Origin of the sequence: Kocuria atrinae (assembly GCF_039531425.1) — a bacterium.
GTDB classification, from domain to species: Bacteria; Actinomycetota; Actinomycetes; order Actinomycetales; family Micrococcaceae; genus Kocuria; species Kocuria atrinae.
Map to the genome: position 1 here is coordinate 87,095 of NZ_BAAAQA010000033.1, position 17,926 is coordinate 105,020.

At 63.5% G+C, this 17,926-nt stretch carries 17 protein-coding genes; 5 read left to right on the forward strand and 12 right to left on the reverse strand.

Features of this window, described 5'->3' with window-relative positions; genetic code table 11:
* Positions 1-28: 28 nt before the first annotated feature.
* Positions 29-1,030, reverse strand: coding sequence for a zinc-binding dehydrogenase (locus ABD283_RS12980; RefSeq protein ID WP_344225401.1), 1,002 nt, complete (start codon positions 1,028-1,030; stop codon positions 29-31).
* A gap of 135 nt (positions 1,031-1,165) precedes the next feature.
* On the opposite strand from ABD283_RS12980, the gene ABD283_RS12985 reads away from it, so the two are divergent.
* Together ABD283_RS12985 and ABD283_RS12990 are read left to right on the forward strand one after the other, a co-directional pair.
* Positions 1,166-2,431 carry an MFS transporter gene (locus ABD283_RS12985; RefSeq protein ID WP_344225402.1) on the forward strand — a complete coding sequence of 422 codons (1,266 nt, stop codon included), beginning with the start codon at positions 1,166-1,168 and terminating at the stop codon, positions 2,429-2,431.
* Between the two features lie 195 nt (positions 2,432-2,626).
* A complete protein-coding gene (locus tag ABD283_RS12990) occupies positions 2,627-2,848 on the forward strand; it encodes a hypothetical protein (protein ID WP_344225403.1) in 222 nt (73 codons plus the stop codon).
* A gap of 114 nt (positions 2,849-2,962) precedes the next feature.
* Here ABD283_RS12990 and ABD283_RS12995 read toward each other — a convergent pair whose 3' ends face one another.
* The 5 genes from ABD283_RS12995 to ABD283_RS13015 all read right to left on the reverse strand — a co-directional run bounded on the left by ABD283_RS12995 (position 2,963) and on the right by ABD283_RS13015 (position 8,491).
* Positions 2,963-4,627, reverse strand: coding sequence for a thiamine pyrophosphate-dependent enzyme (locus tag ABD283_RS12995; protein ID WP_344225404.1), 1,665 nt, complete (start codon positions 4,625-4,627; stop codon positions 2,963-2,965).
* Positions 4,628-4,873: 246 nt separating this feature from the next.
* Positions 4,874-6,304, reverse strand: coding sequence for a sugar porter family MFS transporter (locus ABD283_RS13000; RefSeq protein WP_344225405.1), 1,431 nt, complete (start codon positions 6,302-6,304; stop codon positions 4,874-4,876).
* Positions 6,305-6,462: 158 nt separating this feature from the next.
* Positions 6,463-7,647 carry an ROK family transcriptional regulator gene (locus ABD283_RS13005; protein WP_344225406.1) on the reverse strand — a complete coding sequence of 395 codons (1,185 nt, stop codon included), beginning with the start codon at positions 7,645-7,647 and terminating at the stop codon, positions 6,463-6,465.
* Between the two features lie 145 nt (positions 7,648-7,792).
* Positions 7,793-8,125: a carboxymuconolactone decarboxylase family protein gene (locus ABD283_RS13010; RefSeq protein ID WP_344225407.1), complete on the reverse strand. Its 333-nt coding sequence runs from the start codon at positions 8,123-8,125 to the stop codon at positions 7,793-7,795.
* Positions 8,126-8,164: 39 nt separating this feature from the next.
* Entirely contained in the window at positions 8,165-8,491 is a 327-nt protein-coding gene (locus ABD283_RS13015; protein WP_344225408.1) for a glutaredoxin domain-containing protein, read from the reverse strand.
* A 228-nt stretch (positions 8,492-8,719) separates the two neighbouring features.
* Between ABD283_RS13015 and ABD283_RS13020 the strand changes: the two genes are divergently transcribed.
* On the forward strand, positions 8,720-9,586 hold the full coding sequence (locus ABD283_RS13020; protein WP_344225409.1) for a phosphatase PAP2 family protein: 867 nt from the start codon (positions 8,720-8,722) through the stop codon (positions 9,584-9,586).
* A gap of 16 nt (positions 9,587-9,602) precedes the next feature.
* On the opposite strand, the gene ABD283_RS13025 is transcribed toward ABD283_RS13020, so the two are convergent.
* The 4 genes from ABD283_RS13025 to ABD283_RS13040 form a co-directional block, all read right to left on the reverse strand.
* Entirely contained in the window at positions 9,603-10,016 is a 414-nt protein-coding gene (locus ABD283_RS13025) for a universal stress protein (RefSeq protein ID WP_344225410.1), read from the reverse strand.
* A 33-nt stretch (positions 10,017-10,049) separates the two neighbouring features.
* Positions 10,050-11,534, reverse strand: coding sequence for an APC family permease (locus tag ABD283_RS13030; protein ID WP_344225411.1), 1,485 nt, complete (start codon positions 11,532-11,534; stop codon positions 10,050-10,052).
* Between the two features lie 208 nt (positions 11,535-11,742).
* Positions 11,743-13,251: a peptide MFS transporter gene (locus ABD283_RS13035; protein WP_344225412.1), complete on the reverse strand. Its 1,509-nt coding sequence runs from the start codon at positions 13,249-13,251 to the stop codon at positions 11,743-11,745.
* A 198-nt stretch (positions 13,252-13,449) separates the two neighbouring features.
* Entirely contained in the window at positions 13,450-14,280 is an 831-nt protein-coding gene (locus ABD283_RS13040; RefSeq protein ID WP_344225413.1) for an aldo/keto reductase, read from the reverse strand.
* Between the two features lie 126 nt (positions 14,281-14,406).
* Between ABD283_RS13040 and ABD283_RS13045 the strand changes: the two genes are divergently transcribed.
* On the forward strand, positions 14,407-14,838 hold the full coding sequence (locus tag ABD283_RS13045) for a hypothetical protein (RefSeq protein ID WP_344225414.1): 432 nt from the start codon (positions 14,407-14,409) through the stop codon (positions 14,836-14,838).
* A 96-nt stretch (positions 14,839-14,934) separates the two neighbouring features.
* Here ABD283_RS13045 and ABD283_RS13050 read toward each other — a convergent pair whose 3' ends face one another.
* The gene (locus ABD283_RS13050) at positions 14,935-15,678 is read right to left on the reverse strand and encodes a hypothetical protein (protein WP_344225415.1); all 744 of its coding nucleotides are present in this window, start codon (positions 15,676-15,678) and stop codon (positions 14,935-14,937) included.
* Between the two features lie 45 nt (positions 15,679-15,723).
* Here ABD283_RS13050 and ABD283_RS13055 point away from each other — a divergent pair, with 45 nt between their 5' ends.
* Positions 15,724-16,974 (forward strand): CynX/NimT family MFS transporter, encoded by a 1,251-nt coding sequence (locus tag ABD283_RS13055; protein ID WP_344225416.1) that lies wholly within the window; start codon positions 15,724-15,726, stop codon positions 16,972-16,974.
* Between the two features lie 33 nt (positions 16,975-17,007).
* Here the strand turns inward: ABD283_RS13055 and ABD283_RS13060 are convergent, their stop codons facing one another.
* Positions 17,008-17,865, reverse strand: a complete 858-nt coding sequence (locus ABD283_RS13060) for a dioxygenase family protein (protein WP_344225417.1) — start codon at positions 17,863-17,865, stop codon at positions 17,008-17,010.
* Positions 17,866-17,926: the final 61 nt, after the last annotated feature.

The window sequence follows — 17,926 nt, forward strand, 5'->3', positions numbered from 1 at the left end:
CGGCGTCGTCGGGCAGTGAAAAGCGGGGTTACGGGACGATGGTGAACTTGACCTGGCCGTCGCCGCCGCGTTCGGCGATGCGCAGCACCTCGGCCACCTGATCCAGGGTGTGGGTGGGGCCCAGGCAGTAGTCGACCTCGACCTCGCCGTCGTGGACGCGGCGCACAGCCTCGTGGAAGGACTTGAGTCCGGGTTCGGACTGGGCGGCCACGGAACCCTGGAGGCGCACGCACTTGCGGAAGACCTCGAAGATCGGCACGAGAGTAGGTTCGAAGCTTTCGTACAGGCCGAACCAGCCCACGATGCCGCGGTTGGCCACGATGTCCACGGCCTGGGTGCGCAACTCATCGGAGCCGACGGCCTCGATCACCAGATCCGCACCGTTGTTGCCGGTGAGCTCGGAGACCATGGTGCCCAGATCCTCGTCCGGGATCAGCACGGTGCGGGCACCCAGCTTGCGGGCGATCTCGAGGCGGGCAGGTTCCTTGTCCGAAATGATGACCTGGTCGAAACCGCGGCGCAGGGCGTCCTGCAGAAAGAACAAGCCTGCGGAACCGGCGCCCATGATCACGCACGTGCCCGCCGTGCGCGCGGGCACCTCGGTGGGCCAGTAGAGGTCGAACGCGTAAATGCACGTCCCCAGCTGCTGCGCCATCATGTAGCGGCGCATCTGGGTGAGATCGTCACTGTTCACGTCCGAGGGCAGAGCCACGGCGTGGTCGTCGTCGAGCAGCATGTACTCCGCGAACGCTCCACCGAACTCACCCGGGGGAACGCACAGCACCGTGGTGCCCACGGGGAACTTCTCGGAGTTGGACTCCGCAACGACACCCACGCCCTCGTGGCCCGGGTAGCCCGCGCGCTCCGGACCCTTGGGATGCAGCGTGCCGTGTAGTGCCGCGTGCAGATCCGAGCCACACACCGACGCCGCTGTCATCCGCACCACGAACGTGCCCTGCTCAGTGGCCTGCGGTTTGGGCCATTCACGCACCGTGACGACTCCGGTTTCGGGCACGTGGGTTGCGCGCATGTGGGGGCTCCTTCACTACTCAATCTGCTGCTCGATCTCACCACGGAGATCGCTTCCACGGTACGTCATGAGCGCTTCCGAACGGGGTGTAAACCCCGTGGTTCAGCGGGAGAACACTGCTAGTAGTCTTGTGCGGTGCATCTTCCACGCGCGCTCAAACCCTTCAGCACCCCGGCCTACACGGTGCTGGCGTTCGCCATGTGCATGAGTGTGTTCGGCTCCGGGTTGTGGGCCGTGGCGATGGTGGCCAGAGTGATGGCTCTGGGCGGGTCCGCTGTGGACCTCTCGATGGTCACTGCGGCGGGTGCCCTGGGCGCCGTCGTCTTTGTGCTGGTGGGCGGTGTGACCGCGGATCGAGTGCGATTGAGTCTTATCCTGCGCTGCGTGGAGGCCGTCAACCTCCTGACGGCCACAGTCATTGTTGTGCTGACGTGGACCGACAACCTTGCCCTGTGGCACTTGGCGATTGCGGCATTCGTCTTCGCAGCCTCCTTGGGGTTCTTCTACCCGGCGTACTCGGCGGCGCTCCCGCGGCTACTGCCCGCCGATCAACTGCTGGCGGCCAACGGCGTGGAAGGAACCGCCCGGCCGCTCCTTCAGATTGCCGCCGGCCCCGCGGTGGGAGGATTACTAGCGGGCCTGGCGTTTCCGGGGCTCGCCGTGCTCGCGATCGCCGTGTGTCACGCGGCGGCTTTGACTTTCATGATGTTCCTGCGCATTCCCACGACCGGTCGATTCGGCGAGGAGGAACCGCAGGGCTCCACGGTGGCACCGTCCACTTCCATCCTGCGCGATCTGGCGGACGGTTTCCTCTATTCAGTACGCACACCGTGGTTGCTCTGGACCCTGCTGTGGGCCATGACCGCAGTGTTCTTGTTCATGGGCCCCCTGGAAGTCCTGGTTCCGTTCCTGGTGGTGGACCGACTCGGTGGGACGGTGGCCAGTTACGGCGCGATGCTCGGCCTGTACGGGATGTCCATGGCGCTGGGTTCGCTGATCACGGCGTCCATGCCCCTGCCGCGTCATTATCTGACCACCATGATCTGGCTGTGGGGCTTCGGCACGTTGCCTTTCGGTCTGGTGGGCATGACCGATTCATGGTGGGTCATGGCCATCGCCCTGTGCGTGTTCGGTGCCACCGGTGGCGCGGGTCAGGTCATCTGGGGGACGCTGCTCCAGCGACGCGTGCCCGTGCACATGCTGGGGCGCATCTCATCCTTGGACTTCTTCGTGTCCCTGTCGCTTATGCCGGTGTCCATGGCCGTGGCGGGCCCCGTCTCGCAGATCTTGCCACCCGAGGCGATCTTCTGGGGCGTGGCCATCGTGACGCCCGTCCTCGGCGTGATCGCTGTCTGGGCGGGCCGTATGTACAAGGATCAGGCGGAGCACCCGCTGCGTTGATTCCTTCGCAGCGCGGGCCGTCTGCCATGAGTGACCCGGCCCTTCGGCTAGTTGTCCGCCGGACGTCGTCGACAGCGCGCTGTCTCGGTCAACTCAATGGTGGGGCCATCCAATGTCCACGGCTGAGTCACCCGTCGCAATGGCGATTGACGTGGGGATTTAACCCGTGCAACGCTGCCCCGGGAGAGGAGAGCAATGCGAATTTTCATCCATGCACTGATATTTGCGGTGTGCGCCGCGGTTCTCTATTGGCTATCGACAGAACTTGGGTTCTCTTTGTACAAGAGAAGCTCGGCAGTGGACAGCGAGCAGGGCCCATTCGAACTCTCCCAAATGTTCGTCTGGTCTGGTGTCGGGGCCGTTGTGGGGGCCCTTTCGGGATACCGGCAGCAGAAAAAGAAAAGCGACGACGTCTGAGCAGCACGGCCAGGTTGTAACCGTCGCGAAACCACGACGCCGCCCTCGGCACCTTTCGAACGAAAGGCACCGAGGGCGGCCTCATCACTTAGCTGACCTGTAACTATGCCTGGGTCAGTATGCCTTGTGCCGCTGCTCCACGATCATGTGAATGACCGCGAACGTGCCCTGCTCGTCAATGGCCTTGAAGGCTTGCTCGAGAGCGCCGGGGATCTCGGACTCACGCTCCACGCGCACACCGAAACCACCGAACGCGGTGGCCATTGCGGCGAAGTCCGGGTTCTTCAGCTGGGTTCCGGAGATGCGCTCGGGGTACTGCTTCTCCTGGTGGGTGCGGATGGTGCCGAACTCCTGGTTGTCCATCACGATCACCAGCGGAGTAGCGCCGTACTGGGCAGCGGTGGCCAGCTCCTGTCCGTTCATGAGGAACTCGCCGTCACCGGCAATCGAGATCACCCGGCGGCCCGGGTAATTCAGGGATGCCGCCACGGCCGAGGGCACCGAGTAGCCCATGGAACCGTTGCGCGCCGAAATCATGGATGCGTAGCCGTTGGTCGGGAAGTAACGGTGCGCCCAGTTGGTGTGCTCACCGGCACCAAAAGTGACCATGGCGTCCTCGGGCAGACCTTCCACCAGATTGGCCATCATGGTGTCCATGGTGGCGGGGCCGTCCTCGGGATGGGTCTTCTTGGGGGTGGAGAACTCCACCTGCTGCTGGCGCATGCGCTCGCACCAGGGCTTCCAGCGGTCCTTGGCCGAGAGCTCCATGCGAACCAGGTCGCGCACAAAGATGTCCGGCTTGGCCACGATCTGGTAGGAGACGGGACCCGAGCGACCGCGCATGGACGGATCCATGGTGATGATGAAGTTCTTCCTGGACCAGTCCTGACGGATCAGGAACCCGTTGGTGATCACATCACCGGGCACGGTGCCCACGAACACCAGCAGGTCGGTCTCTTCCAGGAAGTCGAAGGTGGGTTTGGGGCGGCCATAACCGATGGGTCCCGCGTAGGAGGACGAGGTGAACGGCACCGTTCCCTCGGTGCGCCACTCGGCTGCCGCGGGGATGTTGTGCTGCTCGAGCCACTCCGTGAACGTCTCAGCTGCCTCGTGGGTCCAGTCATTGCCGCCGGTCACGAACAGCGGCTTCTCTGACTCGTTGAGTGCCTTCTCCAGGGCCTTCCAGTCGGTGACGGTCATGCCGCCGCCGGCCACGGGGATCCGCGGGTGCAAGGTGGCATCGATCTCGCGCGTGATGACGTCCTCGGGCAGACCCACCACCACGGGGCCGGGACGGCCGGAGGCTGCGGCGAACATGGCCTCTGCGACGTACTCGGAGGCGCGCTCGGCGTGATCCAGGACCATCACGCGCTTGGCTCCGGAACCGAACCACTGGTGCGGATCGAACTCCTGGAACGCTTCCTTCTCGCGGTGCTCGAAGGGGATCAGGCCCACGAACAACACCATGGGTGTGGAGTCCTGCCACGCGGTGTGCAGGCCCACGTGGGCGTTGGCGGCACCGGGGCCGCGGGTCACCATGGCCACGCCGGGCACGGTGTTCATCTTGCCGTCGGCCTCGGCCATGTACGCCGCGCCGCCCTCGTGACGAGTGACCACGGTCTCGATCGGTGATTTGTGCAGGCCGTCCAGGACGTCCAAGAAGCTCTCACCGGGCACCAGATAGGTGCGTTCCACACCGTGGGCCACGAGTGAATCCACGATCACGTGGCCGGCTGATTTACGTCCCGCTGAGGGCTGTTCCGAAGAAGATTGGGTCACCGTGAGGTCCTCATTCCGCCATTGAAAAGTCGTGAAGTGTGTGGGCATTTCCACGGGGATCGTCCGCGAACACCAGGTTCGAAACTACCCGACAACGCGCGGGGTGGGGGCAACGGGGCGGCAAATTTGTTAATCCGACAAACTATGACTGGCCGGTAGCCACGCACGAAAGGTGCCGGGAACGACGTCGCCCCGGGTCCGTACTCACGTACGGAACCGGGGCGATCGTGGCCGGGTGGCGGGGCGTTAGTCGTGCATGTCCTCGAGCTCCACACCCTTGGTCTCGGAGACCATCTTGATGGTGAAGATCAGCGAGACCACCGCGAAGAACGCGTAAATCCCGTAGGCCACACCCAGCGAGTAGTTGGACAGCGCCGGGAAACTGACGGTGACGGCCCAGTTGGCGATCCACTGCACGGCACCGGCCACGGCCAGTGCGGCGCCGCGGATGCGGTTGGGGAACATTTCGCCCAACAGGACCCACATGAGCGGGCCCCACGAGACGCCGAAGAAGATCACGAACAGGTTGGCGGCGATCAGGGCGACCGGGCCGGCCACGGGGCCGAGCTCCGGGGTGAGCTGACCGTCCACCATGACCTTGTTGGCGGTGGCGAAAATAATGGCCAGGGTTGCCAGCGAGGCGGCCATACCGGTCGAGCCAATGAGCAGCAGTGGCCGGCGGCCCACCTTGTCCACCAGGAAGATGGCCACGATGGTCACCAGCACGTTGGTCACCGAAGTCAGGACCGAAATGGTGAACGAATCGGACTCCGAGAAGCCCACCGACTCCCACAGCACGTTGGAGTAGTAGAAGATCACGTTGATGCCCACGAACTGCTGCAGGGCTGCCAGACCGATACCGACCCACACGATGGGCTTGAGGCCGCCCAGGGAACCGCGCAGATCGCCGAAGCGGGGCGTGTGTTCCTTGTTGATGGTTTCGCGGATGCGTGCCACGCGTTCCTCGGCTACCTGATCGCCGTGGATGCTGGTCAGCACGGAGCGGGCTTCATCATCACGGCCGCGGGACACCAGGTAGCGCGGGGACTCAGGAATGGTGAATGCGCCCACGCCGTACATGACGGCGGGGATGGCCATGACCAGGAACATCCAGCGCCACGCCTCGAGGCCCAGCCACAGTTCGTTGGCGGCACCGCCGGCCCAGTGGGCCAACAGGGCATCGATCAGCAGCGACAGGAAGATACCGAGCACAATGCCCATCTGCTGCAGCGAACCCAAGCGGCCACGCAGGTGAGCCGGGGACACCTCGGCAATGTAGGCGGGCGCGATCACGGAGGCCACACCCACGCCTATACCGCCGATCACGCGGAAAATGATCAGGGTGGTGATGTCATTGGCCAGGCCACAACCGATCGCGGAGGCCAGGAACAACAATGCCGCGATCTTCATGATCAGGATGCGACCGGTGCGGTCCGCAATGCGGGAACCGAAGAAGGCACCCACCGCTGCGCCCAGCAGGGCGGCTGCCACGGCGAATCCCAGAGGACCGGGGCCCACATCGAAGTGGGACTCGATCGAGGACACCGCGCCGTTGATCACGGCTGAGTCGTATCCGAAGAGCAGACCACCGAAGGCCGCGACGGTGGTGATTCTGATGACCGCGCCGGTGTTCGCGTCGTGGCGCTCCGACGGTACTGCGTGCGCTGCTTGGCTCATCGCGCAGCTCCCTTGCTGTAACGAAGTAAGAATGCAGGCCCCAGGGCATAGGGCGCTGTGGGGTCGAGAACCGGAAGTACGCTTGCCGGTAGTGGATCAAGATTAGGACCCGGATCACTAAATGTCCATGTCTTGAACACAAAAGTGTTGCCTGTGTTTCACATGGGCAGAGAAATGTTCTCGAGCGCCATGATCAGGGCTCCCGTCAGGTGCGCTTCCGGGCCCAGTTCTGCCGCCGTGATCGTCAGGTCCCGGGTGCAGCCCTGAACCCCGTAGCGGGAGACGATCTCTCGTAACGGTGCCAGCAGTAGATCTCCGGCGCGGGCCAGCTCGCCACCCACGACCACGAGTTCGGGGTTGATGATGTTGCACAGGTTGGCCACGGTGGTGCCCAGGGTGCGACCGGTGTCCCCGATGACGCGCGCGCAGCCGACGTCCCCGGCCAGAGCGGCGTCCACGACGTCCGAAACCGTGAGATCCGGACCGCGGGTGGTGCCCAGAAGAGCGAGGACGGCTTCCGAGGAAATGAAGGTTTCCAGGGATCCGCGGTTGCCGCAGCGGCAGACCTCGCCCTGTTCGTCCAGGGTCATGTGACCCAGTTCCCCGGCGGAACCCGTGGCCCCTCGGAACAGGCGACCGTTGAGGATCAAGCCGGCGCCCACACCGTGGGAGACCTTGATGTAGGCCATGTTCTGAACGTTGCGGCCCGCGCCTTGAGCAAACTCACCGACGGCCCCGGTATTGGCATCGTTCTCGACCGCAACCGGCAGCCCGAGATGGCCGGACGCCGCGGCCCGGACATCGGTATCGGCCCAGGCCGGAAGGATGGCCCCGGCGCTTACCACGCGCCCCTCGAGGTCCACGGGGGCGGGAAGGGTCAGGCCGGCGGCGAGCAATTTTGCACGCGATATCTTCAGTTCCTGAACCATGGTGGCCAAGGTGGAATCGGCGGTGCCCAGAACCTCGGTGACCGAATGACCGCGCGGCAGGTCAAAGCGCTGACGTGCCTTGATGTCTTGATTGAGATCCGCAACGGCCACTGTGAGGTGGCGATGGCCCACATCGAGGCCCACCACGAATCCGGCGTTGTCACTGAAACGAACCAGCTGCCCACGGCGCCCGCCGTGGGACGAATCCATGGCGAGCACTCCCGCGGTCACCATCTCGTGCACGATCGAGGAGACCGTGGAAGGGGCCAAGGCCGTTTCGCGAGCAATGGTGGCCTGCGTAGTGGTCCCCAACGTCCGCATGGCATGGATGACCCGGCGCTGATTGGCCACGCGCAGTGACGTCTGTGAGCCCGGTGCTGTCTCGTAGGGGGCAGTGGTGGGGTGCAGGGACATCGTTGTCCTCAATTTCCTGTGAAGATTCTCTTGCACCGGAGTGTAGCCCGTCTTCAACTCTCGAAGACAAGACCCAGTTCAACACGGTGAAGCCGCGCCGACACGATGTGTGCGGCGCGGCTTCACGCGGCTGGTGTGACGGTTCTCAGGCCTCGTCGAATAAGCGCAGGGCCATGGCCGTGTGGGTCACGGCCGCACCGGCGCGCAGACCGGCGGCCACCATTCCAGCCTCTACGATCTGCTCGCGAGTGGCGCCGGCAGCCTTGGCCTTCTTGGTGTGCACTTCCAAGCAGTACGGGCACTGGGTGGTCAGTGCGACACCAATGGCGATGAGCTCACGGTTCAGCGGGTCGATGTTCCCGCCTTCGCGACCGATGGCTGCGTCGAACGCCGCGAACTTGGTGAACTCCTCGGGGGCGAGGTTCTTCAATTCACCCAGGAGCTTGAGATCTTCCGGGGAGTGGTAGTGATCAGCCATGAGCCATCCTGCTTTCTGTGATTACCGGTACTGACGTATTCAGTGTGCGGTCGCGGGGGTGGCGTTGGCCAGCAGTTGACGAACCTGATCCGGGGCGTCCGAGTCAGCGGCAACGAAATGAGTGTCCTTGGTGACCACGGTGGGCACCGTGGAATTGCCATCGTTCAGGGATGCCACGTAGTCCTTGGCCGCCGGGTCCTCCCAAATATTGGTCCACGTGGCCTTCAGCCCGTCCTCGCCAAGACCGGATTCGAGGCGCTCGCAGAAGGGGCATCCGGGTCGCCAGTAAATGGCCACACCGTTGTTGTCGACGTGCTTGAGCGCCTCGTCCTGTGAGACCTGCGGGTACTGAGGGTTCTGGGGCACGGTGCCTCCTGGGATCGAGATGGATCGTGTGTGTTCGCAGTTATAACGGCAGCGTAGATCAGTCGATTCCGACGGACGTCATAATCGTCACGCTCAATATATGCAGTAGAACGGATGCAACCGAAGATGGGTTCATTTCGTTTTTTCGTTTCACGTGAAAACTCCAGGCTCGCTGCCATGGCTTCACCAGTTCAGCATTCGTTCGGTGAGGAGTGACACCATAGATTCATGACCTATCCGGCGCAGAAAACTTCCCCCTCGCCGGGCGGGTCCCCGTGGCGCTTGCCGCAGCTACGACACCGAGTGGCCATACCTCTGGTCACGGTGCTGTTGGTTGCGACCGTCGGTCGATTGCTGGTGGTATCACCGGAAATCACGCACGGGGAGACCGCGTTGCTCGAGGGGCTTGTCCAATACCGCAACGCAGCACTCGACGCCCTCGCCATGGCAATTCAGGTGGTGCTCTCCAATGCGGGCATCGTACTGATCATCGCTGTGATCACCGGGTGGCTGGCTGTCTTCCGGCGGAAGCCCTTGGATGCCACGGCCTTCCTCATTACCTCCCTCATGGGGTGGGCCGCGATCGGCCTGGTCAAGGTTGCCGCCGAACGACCCCGGCCGTCCTTGATGACCGGCGATCAACTTCTTGCCCTCGACGGCGCCACATCGTTCCCTTCCGGACACACCGGCGGGGCGCTGGCCATCGTATTGGCCTTGACGCTCGTGAATTTCCGTTCTTCCAAACGCAACCGGATCCTGTTGTTTGGCTTGGCCGCCGTAGCAGTGGTGGGCATGGGTCGTATATACGCAACTGCGCATTATCCGCTTGACGTGCTGGTTTCCATTCCGGTGGCTTGGGCGGGCGTGATGATTGGCTGTTCTCTATCGAACGCACTGGTGCCCGCATTGGCGTACGGCTTTGGGTGGACGCAGAAGAACGTCACGGTGCCGGCTCCGAAGACGGCTCGCACGAGCACCAGCGCGACCGGTGCGAATGGCGCGACAGCGGCGTCGTCGTGGGAGGCCCCCGCTAAGGCACAGCAAAGCCGCCCGGCCTTCGACGTGGATGAGGCGGAAGAAGACCGGGCGGCCTAAAGGCTGTTGAACGTGTCTAGTCGTCCACGGTGTAGCCGGCTTTGACGCACAGCACAGGGCACGTGGCTTCCAGGAGGATGCGCTGCGTGGTGGGTGCCATGATCAGCTTGCCCACCGGGGTCCGTTTGCGTGTACCGATGACCAGTAACTCGGCGGTGACGCGTTCGCACGCGTCCAAGATGGCGTCTGCGGGGTCACTGTCCGGATGCACCGAAACCAGCTCGTGCTCGATACCGCTCTCGGCCAACAGCTCCTGATCCTCGGCTGACGCCGCCGGTGACTCGTGCTCCGCGGGGCGTCCGAAGCGCTGCTTGGGTGCGGGAGCCTGAACGATCACCAACTTGCTGGAGCGCAGATTGGCTTCTTCAATGCTTGCCCGCAGTGCCGCGCGCCCGGCGGCGGTGGGTAGGTAGCCGACAACAATGCTCATGGGTGTCTCCCTGGTGCGTGTGGAACGGATGCGTTAGCGGTCGGTGTCTTCCAGATGCGCCAAGTCCTCCGGGCGCTGGAACCGTGTGCGGCGGCCTGTGATCAGGCGACCGTAGAGGAAGTTCAACAGCCAGAGCAGCACGCCCAAACCGATGAGAATCACGGCGATCTGGTACTCGATGGGATCCTGCGCCCACGGCCCCAACAGGTAAGCGCAGGTGATCGTACCCAGGTACGGGAGCACTTTGGGCGCATGGAAGTAGTCGTGGTCTTCCTGGGACTTGTCACGCCGAAGAATAATCGCCGCAATGTTGACCACCGTGAACACTGCCAGCAACAGGAGTGCGGTGGTGCCGCCCAGGGCTGAAGCCGTTCCCTTTCCCATGAAGTTGTTGACGATCAGGATGAGCACCATGCCCAGCACGGTGGTGAAGATGATGGAAGTCCACGGCGTCCGGCGTTCCGGAAGCACCTTGCCGAGGATCCCAGGAATCACACCCTGACGGGCCATGCCGTAAAGCAAGCGAGACGCCATCAGCATGTTGATCAGCGCGGTGTTGGCCACCGCAATGATCGTCAGGAATGGGTAAATGGAGTCGATCGGGATACCGGGCGCGCCAATGCGGACCACGTCCAGCAGCGGAGTGGTGGATTCACCCAGCTGGCCGATAGGCACGATGGCCACGGTGAAGATCGAGACCAGAACGTAGACCACCAGGGTGATGCTCAGTCCCAGCAGCATGACGCGCGGGAAGTTCCTGGTGGGATCCTTGGTCTCCTCAACCATGTTGACCGAATCCTCGAAGCCCACAAAGGAGAAGAACGCCAGGGAGGTCACCGCGGTCAGGGCCATGAAGATGCCCTTGTCCTCGGAGGTCTCGAACACCACCGTCTGGCTGAAGTCTGCGTTGCCTTGAGATGCCGCCCAGAAGCCGACCAGGATCACGATCAGCAGACCCGTGAGTTCGATGCACGTGAGCACCACGTTTAGTTTCACGGATTCGGAGACGCCACGCAGATTGATGAGTGCCAGGATGCCCAGGAACACCATGGCCACCACGGTGATACCGAACGGGCTCAGCTCCAGGTGGAAACCCTTGGCGAAGTTGGAGGCCACTGCTGATGACGCAGTCGCGGCAGATGTCAGGCCGGAACACAGAACGGCGAACGTCACCAGGAAGGTGATGAAGTGAATGCCGAAGGCCTTGTGCGTATAAAGGGCGGCACCTGAAGCACCGGGGTACTTGGTCACCAGCTCCAGGTAGGAGAACGCGGTAATGGTGGCCACCGCGAACGCGATCAGGATGGGCGCCCAGGCGGCGCCGCCGATTTCGCCGGCGATATTGCCGGTCAGTGCATAGACACCGGTGCCCAAGATGTCGCCCACGATGAACAACAGCAGCAGGCCGGGTCCCATGACCCGCTTCAATTCGTGGGACTCACCGGTTTTCGGATCGTTGCCTTGGATTCCCGCCGACGGCGCAGTGGCGCCTTGGTCGTGGGATGGTTCGTTGCTCATAGTGACCTCTTGATGCAAGGGGGCGCTGTCCACAACCGGCGGTGAGTCCGGGGGCTGCGAGGCGGTGCCGAGCGTGATTGTTACGTGAAGTCAATGTAAGCGATTCACGTCACAGTTCATAGAGCAATGCGACGTACAGAACGCCCCGCATCTCACGAAGAGGTGCGGGGCGTTCGAAACGGCCGGAGCGGCGTCGTCGGTGAAGGAATTACCGAACGCCGCGCATGAGGCGCGTGATGGGCTTGGACAGTAGGAGGAGTGCTACGCCCAGGGCGGCGGTGATCAGGCCCAGGGTGCCGAAGTAGGCGCCCTCGGTGTCCGAGGTGTAGTACATCGCGAGCACGCCGGACAGTGTGGTTCCGAGCGAGACGGCCAGGTTGTTCAGGGCGACCATCTGCGCGGGGTACTTGTTCGGTGCCAGCTTGGTCGTCAGGGACAGACCGACCGGGGAAAGCATGAGCTCACCGAGCGTGGCGATCAGCAGGATCAGGGCAATCCACATCAGCGGCACGGAAAGGTGACCCACCATGGGCAGGAACGTGAGGAATGCCGCGCCGATCAGCAGCAACGCCAGACCGAACTTGATCGGGGTGGTGGGCTGACGACGGCCCATCTTGGTCCAGATGGCAGCGAACACGGGCGCCAGCAGGATGATGAACACGGGGTTGATCGACTGGACCCAGGACGGCGGCATTTCCCAGCCGAACAGGTTCAAGTTGAGGCGGGTGTCCGCGTAGATCGCGATGACCGTGAACTGCTGCTGGAACAGCGCGAAGAATGCCGCGGTGGCAATGAACATGGGGATGAACGAAATCACGCGGGAGTGCTCATCCGAGCTGAGGTCCTTGTCGCGCAGCAGCAGGGTGAAGATGGCAATGGCTGACACGATCACGACCACGGTAATGACGTTGGCCAGGTTCGCGGCGTTCAAGAGGCCGAGCAACACGGCCACGATGATGACCGCGATTGCACCGAGGGCAATGCCGATCCACTTGCCGTACTCCGAACGGGGCAACGGGTTGGGAACGTGGTGCATCGACCGGGGAAGCTTGCGGCGAGCGCGCGTGTACAGGATCAGGCCGATGGCCATACCAATCGCGGCCAGGCCGAAGCCGAAGTGGAAGCCCCAGGTTTCCCACGCGAGACCCGTGAGCAGCGGGCCTGCCAGACCACCAATGTTGACGCCCATGTAATACAGCGAGAAGCCGGCGTCACGGCGCGGATCTTCGCGCTCGTAGAGGTGGCCGACCATGTCGACACACGTGGTCTTCAGACCACCGGAGCCGATAGCGATGCAAAACAGGCCGATGCCCAGACCCAGGAAACTGGGGATCAGCGCCAGCGAGATGTGGCCGGCCATGATGAGGAGCGCGGAGTAGAACATGGTCCGTTCGGAACCGAGGAGCCGGTCCGCGATCCACGCGCCCAGGATCGAGCTGAGGTAGACGCTACCGCCGTAGGCACCCACGATGCCCACGGCGATGTTCTCGGGAATGCCGAGACCACCGTCCACCACCTTGTAGTACATGTAGTAGGCGATGAGGCCCTGCATGCCGTAGAAGGAGAAACGTTCCCACATCTCCACGCTGAACAGGTGGGACAGCATGCGCGGTTGGCCGAAGAATGTTTTTCCGCTGGGATCCTGCGGAGCTATGTGTGAATTGGGTGTGACCGGCACGGTTGTGGCGCGCGGCTCCCCCGGGGTGTTGTTTGTCATAACTTCCAATTCTGCACCTGTTAGGGGAGCTAACGCGACACTTCCGGGCCTTGTCGCCGGAGGGTGATCAGGTCTTTTGCCTAGTCGTCAGGAAGAAGTGGGCGGTCACCGGGCGGGAAAACTTTCTCTGAGCATCACATGGAGAGCCCCCGGTTCCTGTTTCGGAACCGGGGGCAACTCTTACTGAAGCACTAACGATCAGTCGTTGAAGTCCTCCGGGGCGGAGCCGATACGGCCGTCCTCGCGGGTGAGACCGTCGATCAGGGCGATCTCCTCGGAGCTGAGCGTTAGATCCTGTGCAGCCCAGTTCTCCTCGATGCGCTCGGGGGTCACGGACTTGGGGAACACCACGTTGCCGATGGCCAGGTGCCAGGCGATGATGACCTGCGCCGGGGTGGCGTCGTGAGCCTCGGCGATCTGGGCGATGGTCTCGTCCTGCAGGTCGGCCTTGCCCTGGCCCAGCGGGGACCAGGCCTCGGTCACAATCTTGTGCTGAGCGTCCAGATCGCGCATGGCCTTCTGGTTGAAGTAGGGGTGCAGCTCGATCTGGTGTGCGGCGGGGATGTCGCCGGTTTCGATGATGTCCTTGAAGGCTTCCTCACCGAAGTTCGAGATACCGATGGAACGGGCCTTGCCCGACTTCTTGATCTCCTGGAAGGCCTTCCAGGTCTCCAGGTACTTACCCTTCTTCGGCTGCGACCAGTGAATGAGGTACAGGTCCACGTAGTCCAGGCCCAGGCGTTCCAGCGAACCGTCGATGGCCTTCAGCGCGGAGTCGTAGCCCTGGTCGTCGTTCCACAGCTTGGTGGTGATGAACAGTTCCTCGCGGGGGATGCCACTCTTGGCGATCGCGCGGCCCACACCTTCTTCGTTGCCGTAGATCTTGGCGGTGTCGATGTGGCGGTAACCGGTCTCGAGGGCCTTGGTCACCACTTCCTCGGCGACGTCCGGGTCGACCTGCCAGACGCCGTAGCCGAACTGGGGAATCGTGTTGCCGTCGTTGAGGGTCAGGGATGCATTGCGAGGCATGGAAATCCTTTCGTAGGGAAACTGTTTTTAGTGAACTTCTCCGCCTGCCGCCCTGACAAGCGGTTAAGTTATGAGTGAAGTCACGGCCGTCAGGTGCATGTCAGTCAGTCGTGGTGAAATAGAGGTATGAAGTTCAACTTCCACCGTGTCAAGACCCCCGCGTACATCACCTCGATCGCCCTGGTGGTGATCGGTCTGCTGTTCGAACTCGGCTCCATGCCCGTTGCCGCGTGGATCTTCGTGATCCTGGGCATCGTGCTCAACGTCATGGCCGTGTCCGTGACCGCGGTCAACGACAATCCTCGCGCCCCTCGCGAGTTCAAGCGCTCCTCGGTGGAGGACGGCACCCGCGTGGTCATCGAACCGGACGTTGACACCGAGCAGCAGGAGACCGTTCCTGCCACACCTTCGATCTCCAAGGCGAAGTCCACCGCCCCCATCAAGGACGAAAAGCCCGCCAAGCGCATGGGCTCCTCCGCGCTCCGCGCCAACCTGGCCGGCAAGTTGGGTTCCCGTCCTGCCGCTGACGGCACCAAGGACACCCATCAGGTCAAGTAGTTCTTCACCCGACGACGCCGCTGCGTCGCCGTGGCAACGGCCTCTCACCTTTCGGTAAGAGGCCGTTGGCATGTACGGATCGCGCACGGTGGACCACTAGTTCATCGCCGCGCCCTGATAGATCTGGCGGATTCGAGCGTCATCCAGGCGGGTTTCGATGCTCACGGTGTTCTCGGGATCGGAGCGCAGGTAGCGCACCGGACCGTGCGCACCCACGGTGAGTTTCTCTGAATCCGAGGTGTTGTACACGGCGTCGATCGGGGCCTGGAACTTGGGGCCCTGCACCGGGTTCACGGACAGCACCAGGTGAGCAGTGACGGTGTCCGAAACGCCGTTCTCGTCGAACGGGGAGTCCACGTCCACTTCGCGGATGATGCCCACGCCGTAACCGATCACACCCGGCAGTCGAGTAGCCAGATGACCCTGCGCGCGAGCGAAGGCCTTCTTCACGCTGGAGATCCACGTAATAGCGGCCAGCACCAGAATCACAGCAATCGCGCCCAACCACAGGCCGTTGTTGGTGTCCGCGTAGCGCATCCAGCACAGGACGATGGCCAGCGCGGACACCACGGGGATCACAAGGATCATGGAGTTCGCGAGCTTCTCGCGGGTGCCCACCTTGGCCGGTGCGCCAGGCGAAGCGGGACTTGCCTCGCTGGTACCGGATGCCGCGGCGCCCGGATCGGATGCGCCGTCGGGGGGTGATGCGTTACCCGCGGGCGAAGAACCAGCATTGCCTGAGGTCGCGGACGGGTTACGCCGCAGCTCCTGCATGGCTTTGAGATCGAACCCCCGGTCATCAACGGTAACGGGGGTGGGCCAGGTGTCCATGGAATCCATGGTTCCCATTATGGTGGCATGACGTCCTAGAGAGGTGGTCCGTCCATGCCCGAGCGCCCCGCTCAGCCCCCGGTCAACCGCGGCCACCGCGCCGGATTGCTGCTGGTGGGGGTGTTGTTGCTGGGCGCCAACCTCCGCGCGGGCATCACCGCTGTCGGCCCCGTGCTCCCGGACATCGAGCAACAGGGTGGGCTGACCGGGTTCGAGGCATCGCTGCTGGTGAGCCTGCCGTTGATTGCGTTCGCCGTGATCTCGCCGTTCGCGCCACGGCTGGCTGAGAGCCTCGGGTTAGAACGGGTCCTGGGCCTGGCACTCGCCGTGTTGGCCTTTGGCATCGTGATTCGCTCGACGCCCGGGCCAGGCTTCATCTGGATCGGCACGGTGCTGCTGGGTGCCGCAATCGCGGTGATGAACGTGCTGATCCCCGCGCTGATCAAACGCGATTGGCCGCACAAGATCGGCCCCACGACCGGTGTCTACCAGTCGGTCACGGCTCTCACCGCGGCGCTCGCATCCGGGGTCGTGGTCCCCATTGCCCAAGTGGCTCCGTCCGGTTGGCGTTTCGCCCTGGGGATCTGGGCCGGCACGGCCATCATCGGCTTGGCTATTTTTCTGCCGTGGATCGTGGGTCGCCGGGCACCCACCAAGACCCTGCCCGGCCGTTCCGACCTGCGCGACGACCACGGTGCATTAAGGACGACGCCGCCCGCTCGCCGACACGCCAAACTCCCCTTGGGATCCGCGCTGGCTTGGCAGGTCACCGCGTACATGGGTTTGCAGTCCACCGTGTACTACACGATGGTGACCTGGCTGCCCGCGGTGCAGGTATTCAACGGTGCGAGCGCGGTGGAGGCGGGTTGGTACCACTTCGCGTTCCAGGCGTGCGGTCTGGTGGGCACCCTCTTCACCGCGTCCATGATCCCCAGGACACGGAGCCAGTCGGGGCTGGGCATTCTGTTCACCAGTTCGGCCGTGATCGGTGTGATCGGTCTGCTGACCATGCCCGCGCTCTCACTGCTGTGGGCGCTGTTCATCGGATTCTGCACCGGCGGCGCGATCGTGCTGGCCATGGCGCTGTTCGGGTTGCGCACCGTGGATTATCACCAGGCGGCCGGGCTGTCTTCGATGGCGCAGAGCGTGGGTTATCTGCTCGCCGCGTTGGGCCCGGTCATGATCGGCGTGCTGCGGGACGCCACGGGAACCTGGACCGTCCCGCTGCTCACGATTCTCGGCGTGATCATCGCGCAGGGTGTGTTCGTGGCGCTCGCCGGACGTAACCGCACGCTGCCTGCATAGGGCGAGCGAGCGACGTCGTCGATCCTTGAAAAGTTAGGCGAGCTGGAACGAGCGCTTGGACAGACCGATCTTGTAGCCCTCGACCGTGGTCTTCACCGGGCCCTCGGGATCGTCTGCGGCACCCAGCGTGACGAACAACGGCGTGAAGTGTTCCACGGTGGGATGGGCGTAGGGCATGCCGGGGGCGTCGGTGCGGAATCGGGACAGGCCGGCCACGTCACCGTCGTCGAGCAGCTGAGCGGCCCAGGAATCGAAATCCACGGACCAGGACTCGGGCTGGGCCGTGGTCCCCAACAGCAACTGACGAGACGGCATGCCGTGCGTCATGAAGCCGGAACCGACCACCAGGTAGCCCTCGTGGCGCAGCTGGCGCAGGTGGCGGCCCAGGTCCATGAGGCGCTCGGGGGAGTGCGTGGGCATGGAGACCTGCAGCGCGGGAACATCCGCGAGCGGGTACATGGCGCGCAGCGGAACCCAGGCGCCGTGGTCCAGGCCGCGGTTGTGATCCACGTGCAGGGACTCGGAGTCCGGCATCATCGCGGCAATCCGGGCACCCAGTGTTGAGGCGTCCGGGGTGGGATAGGTGAGCTCGTAGAAGCGCTGCTCGAACCCGCCGAAGTCGTAGACCAGCGGGGTGTTGGCGGTGGGCGAGGTGATGGACGTGGGGGCATTCTCCCAGTGCGCGGACACCACAACCACGCCGCGCGGCTTGGGCATACTCATCGCCCACTCGAAGAGTTCGGAAAGCCAGAGCTCATCGTCGAGCAGGCCCGGGTAGCCGTGGCTCAAGTAAATGGAGGGCAGGGGTGCGTCACCGTCTTGCCAACGCGGCTGCGCGGCCGAGCGGGGGGCCGATGACATCTCATGGCGGTCGAGAACGGTCATGCTCATGACGGTTACTTCCTTCCAAATAGTTTCTTTAGCAAGCAACTCTAGGGAACAATATTTGCTG

Coding starts and splice junctions, on each gene's coding strand:
- ABD283_RS13045 (WP_344225414.1), top strand. CDS start 14,407: ATGAAGTTCAACTTCCACCGTGTCAAGACCCCCGCGTACATCACCTCG.
- ABD283_RS13010 (WP_344225407.1), bottom strand. CDS start 8,125: ATGGCTGATCACTACCACTCCCCGGAAGATCTCAAGCTCCTGGGTGAA.
- ABD283_RS12990 (WP_344225403.1), top strand. CDS start 2,627: ATGCGAATTTTCATCCATGCACTGATATTTGCGGTGTGCGCCGCGGTT.
- ABD283_RS13025 (WP_344225410.1), bottom strand. CDS start 10,016: ATGAGCATTGTTGTCGGCTACCTACCCACCGCCGCCGGGCGCGCGGCA.
- ABD283_RS12980 (WP_344225401.1), bottom strand. CDS start 1,030: ATGCGCGCAACCCACGTGCCCGAAACCGGAGTCGTCACGGTGCGTGAA.
- ABD283_RS13040 (WP_344225413.1), bottom strand. CDS start 14,280: ATGCCTCGCAATGCATCCCTGACCCTCAACGACGGCAACACGATTCCC.
- ABD283_RS13050 (WP_344225415.1), bottom strand. CDS start 15,678: ATGGATTCCATGGACACCTGGCCCACCCCCGTTACCGTTGATGACCGG.
- ABD283_RS13020 (WP_344225409.1), top strand. CDS start 8,720: ATGACCTATCCGGCGCAGAAAACTTCCCCCTCGCCGGGCGGGTCCCCG.
- ABD283_RS13000 (WP_344225405.1), bottom strand. CDS start 6,304: ATGAGCCAAGCAGCGCACGCAGTACCGTCGGAGCGCCACGACGCGAAC.
- ABD283_RS13005 (WP_344225406.1), bottom strand. CDS start 7,647: ATGTCCCTGCACCCCACCACTGCCCCCTACGAGACAGCACCGGGCTCA.
- ABD283_RS13060 (WP_344225417.1), bottom strand. CDS start 17,865: ATGAGCATGACCGTTCTCGACCGCCATGAGATGTCATCGGCCCCCCGC.
- ABD283_RS13030 (WP_344225411.1), bottom strand. CDS start 11,534: ATGAGCAACGAACCATCCCACGACCAAGGCGCCACTGCGCCGTCGGCG.
- ABD283_RS13035 (WP_344225412.1), bottom strand. CDS start 13,251: ATGACAAACAACACCCCGGGGGAGCCGCGCGCCACAACCGTGCCGGTC.
- ABD283_RS13055 (WP_344225416.1), top strand. CDS start 15,724: ATGCCCGAGCGCCCCGCTCAGCCCCCGGTCAACCGCGGCCACCGCGCC.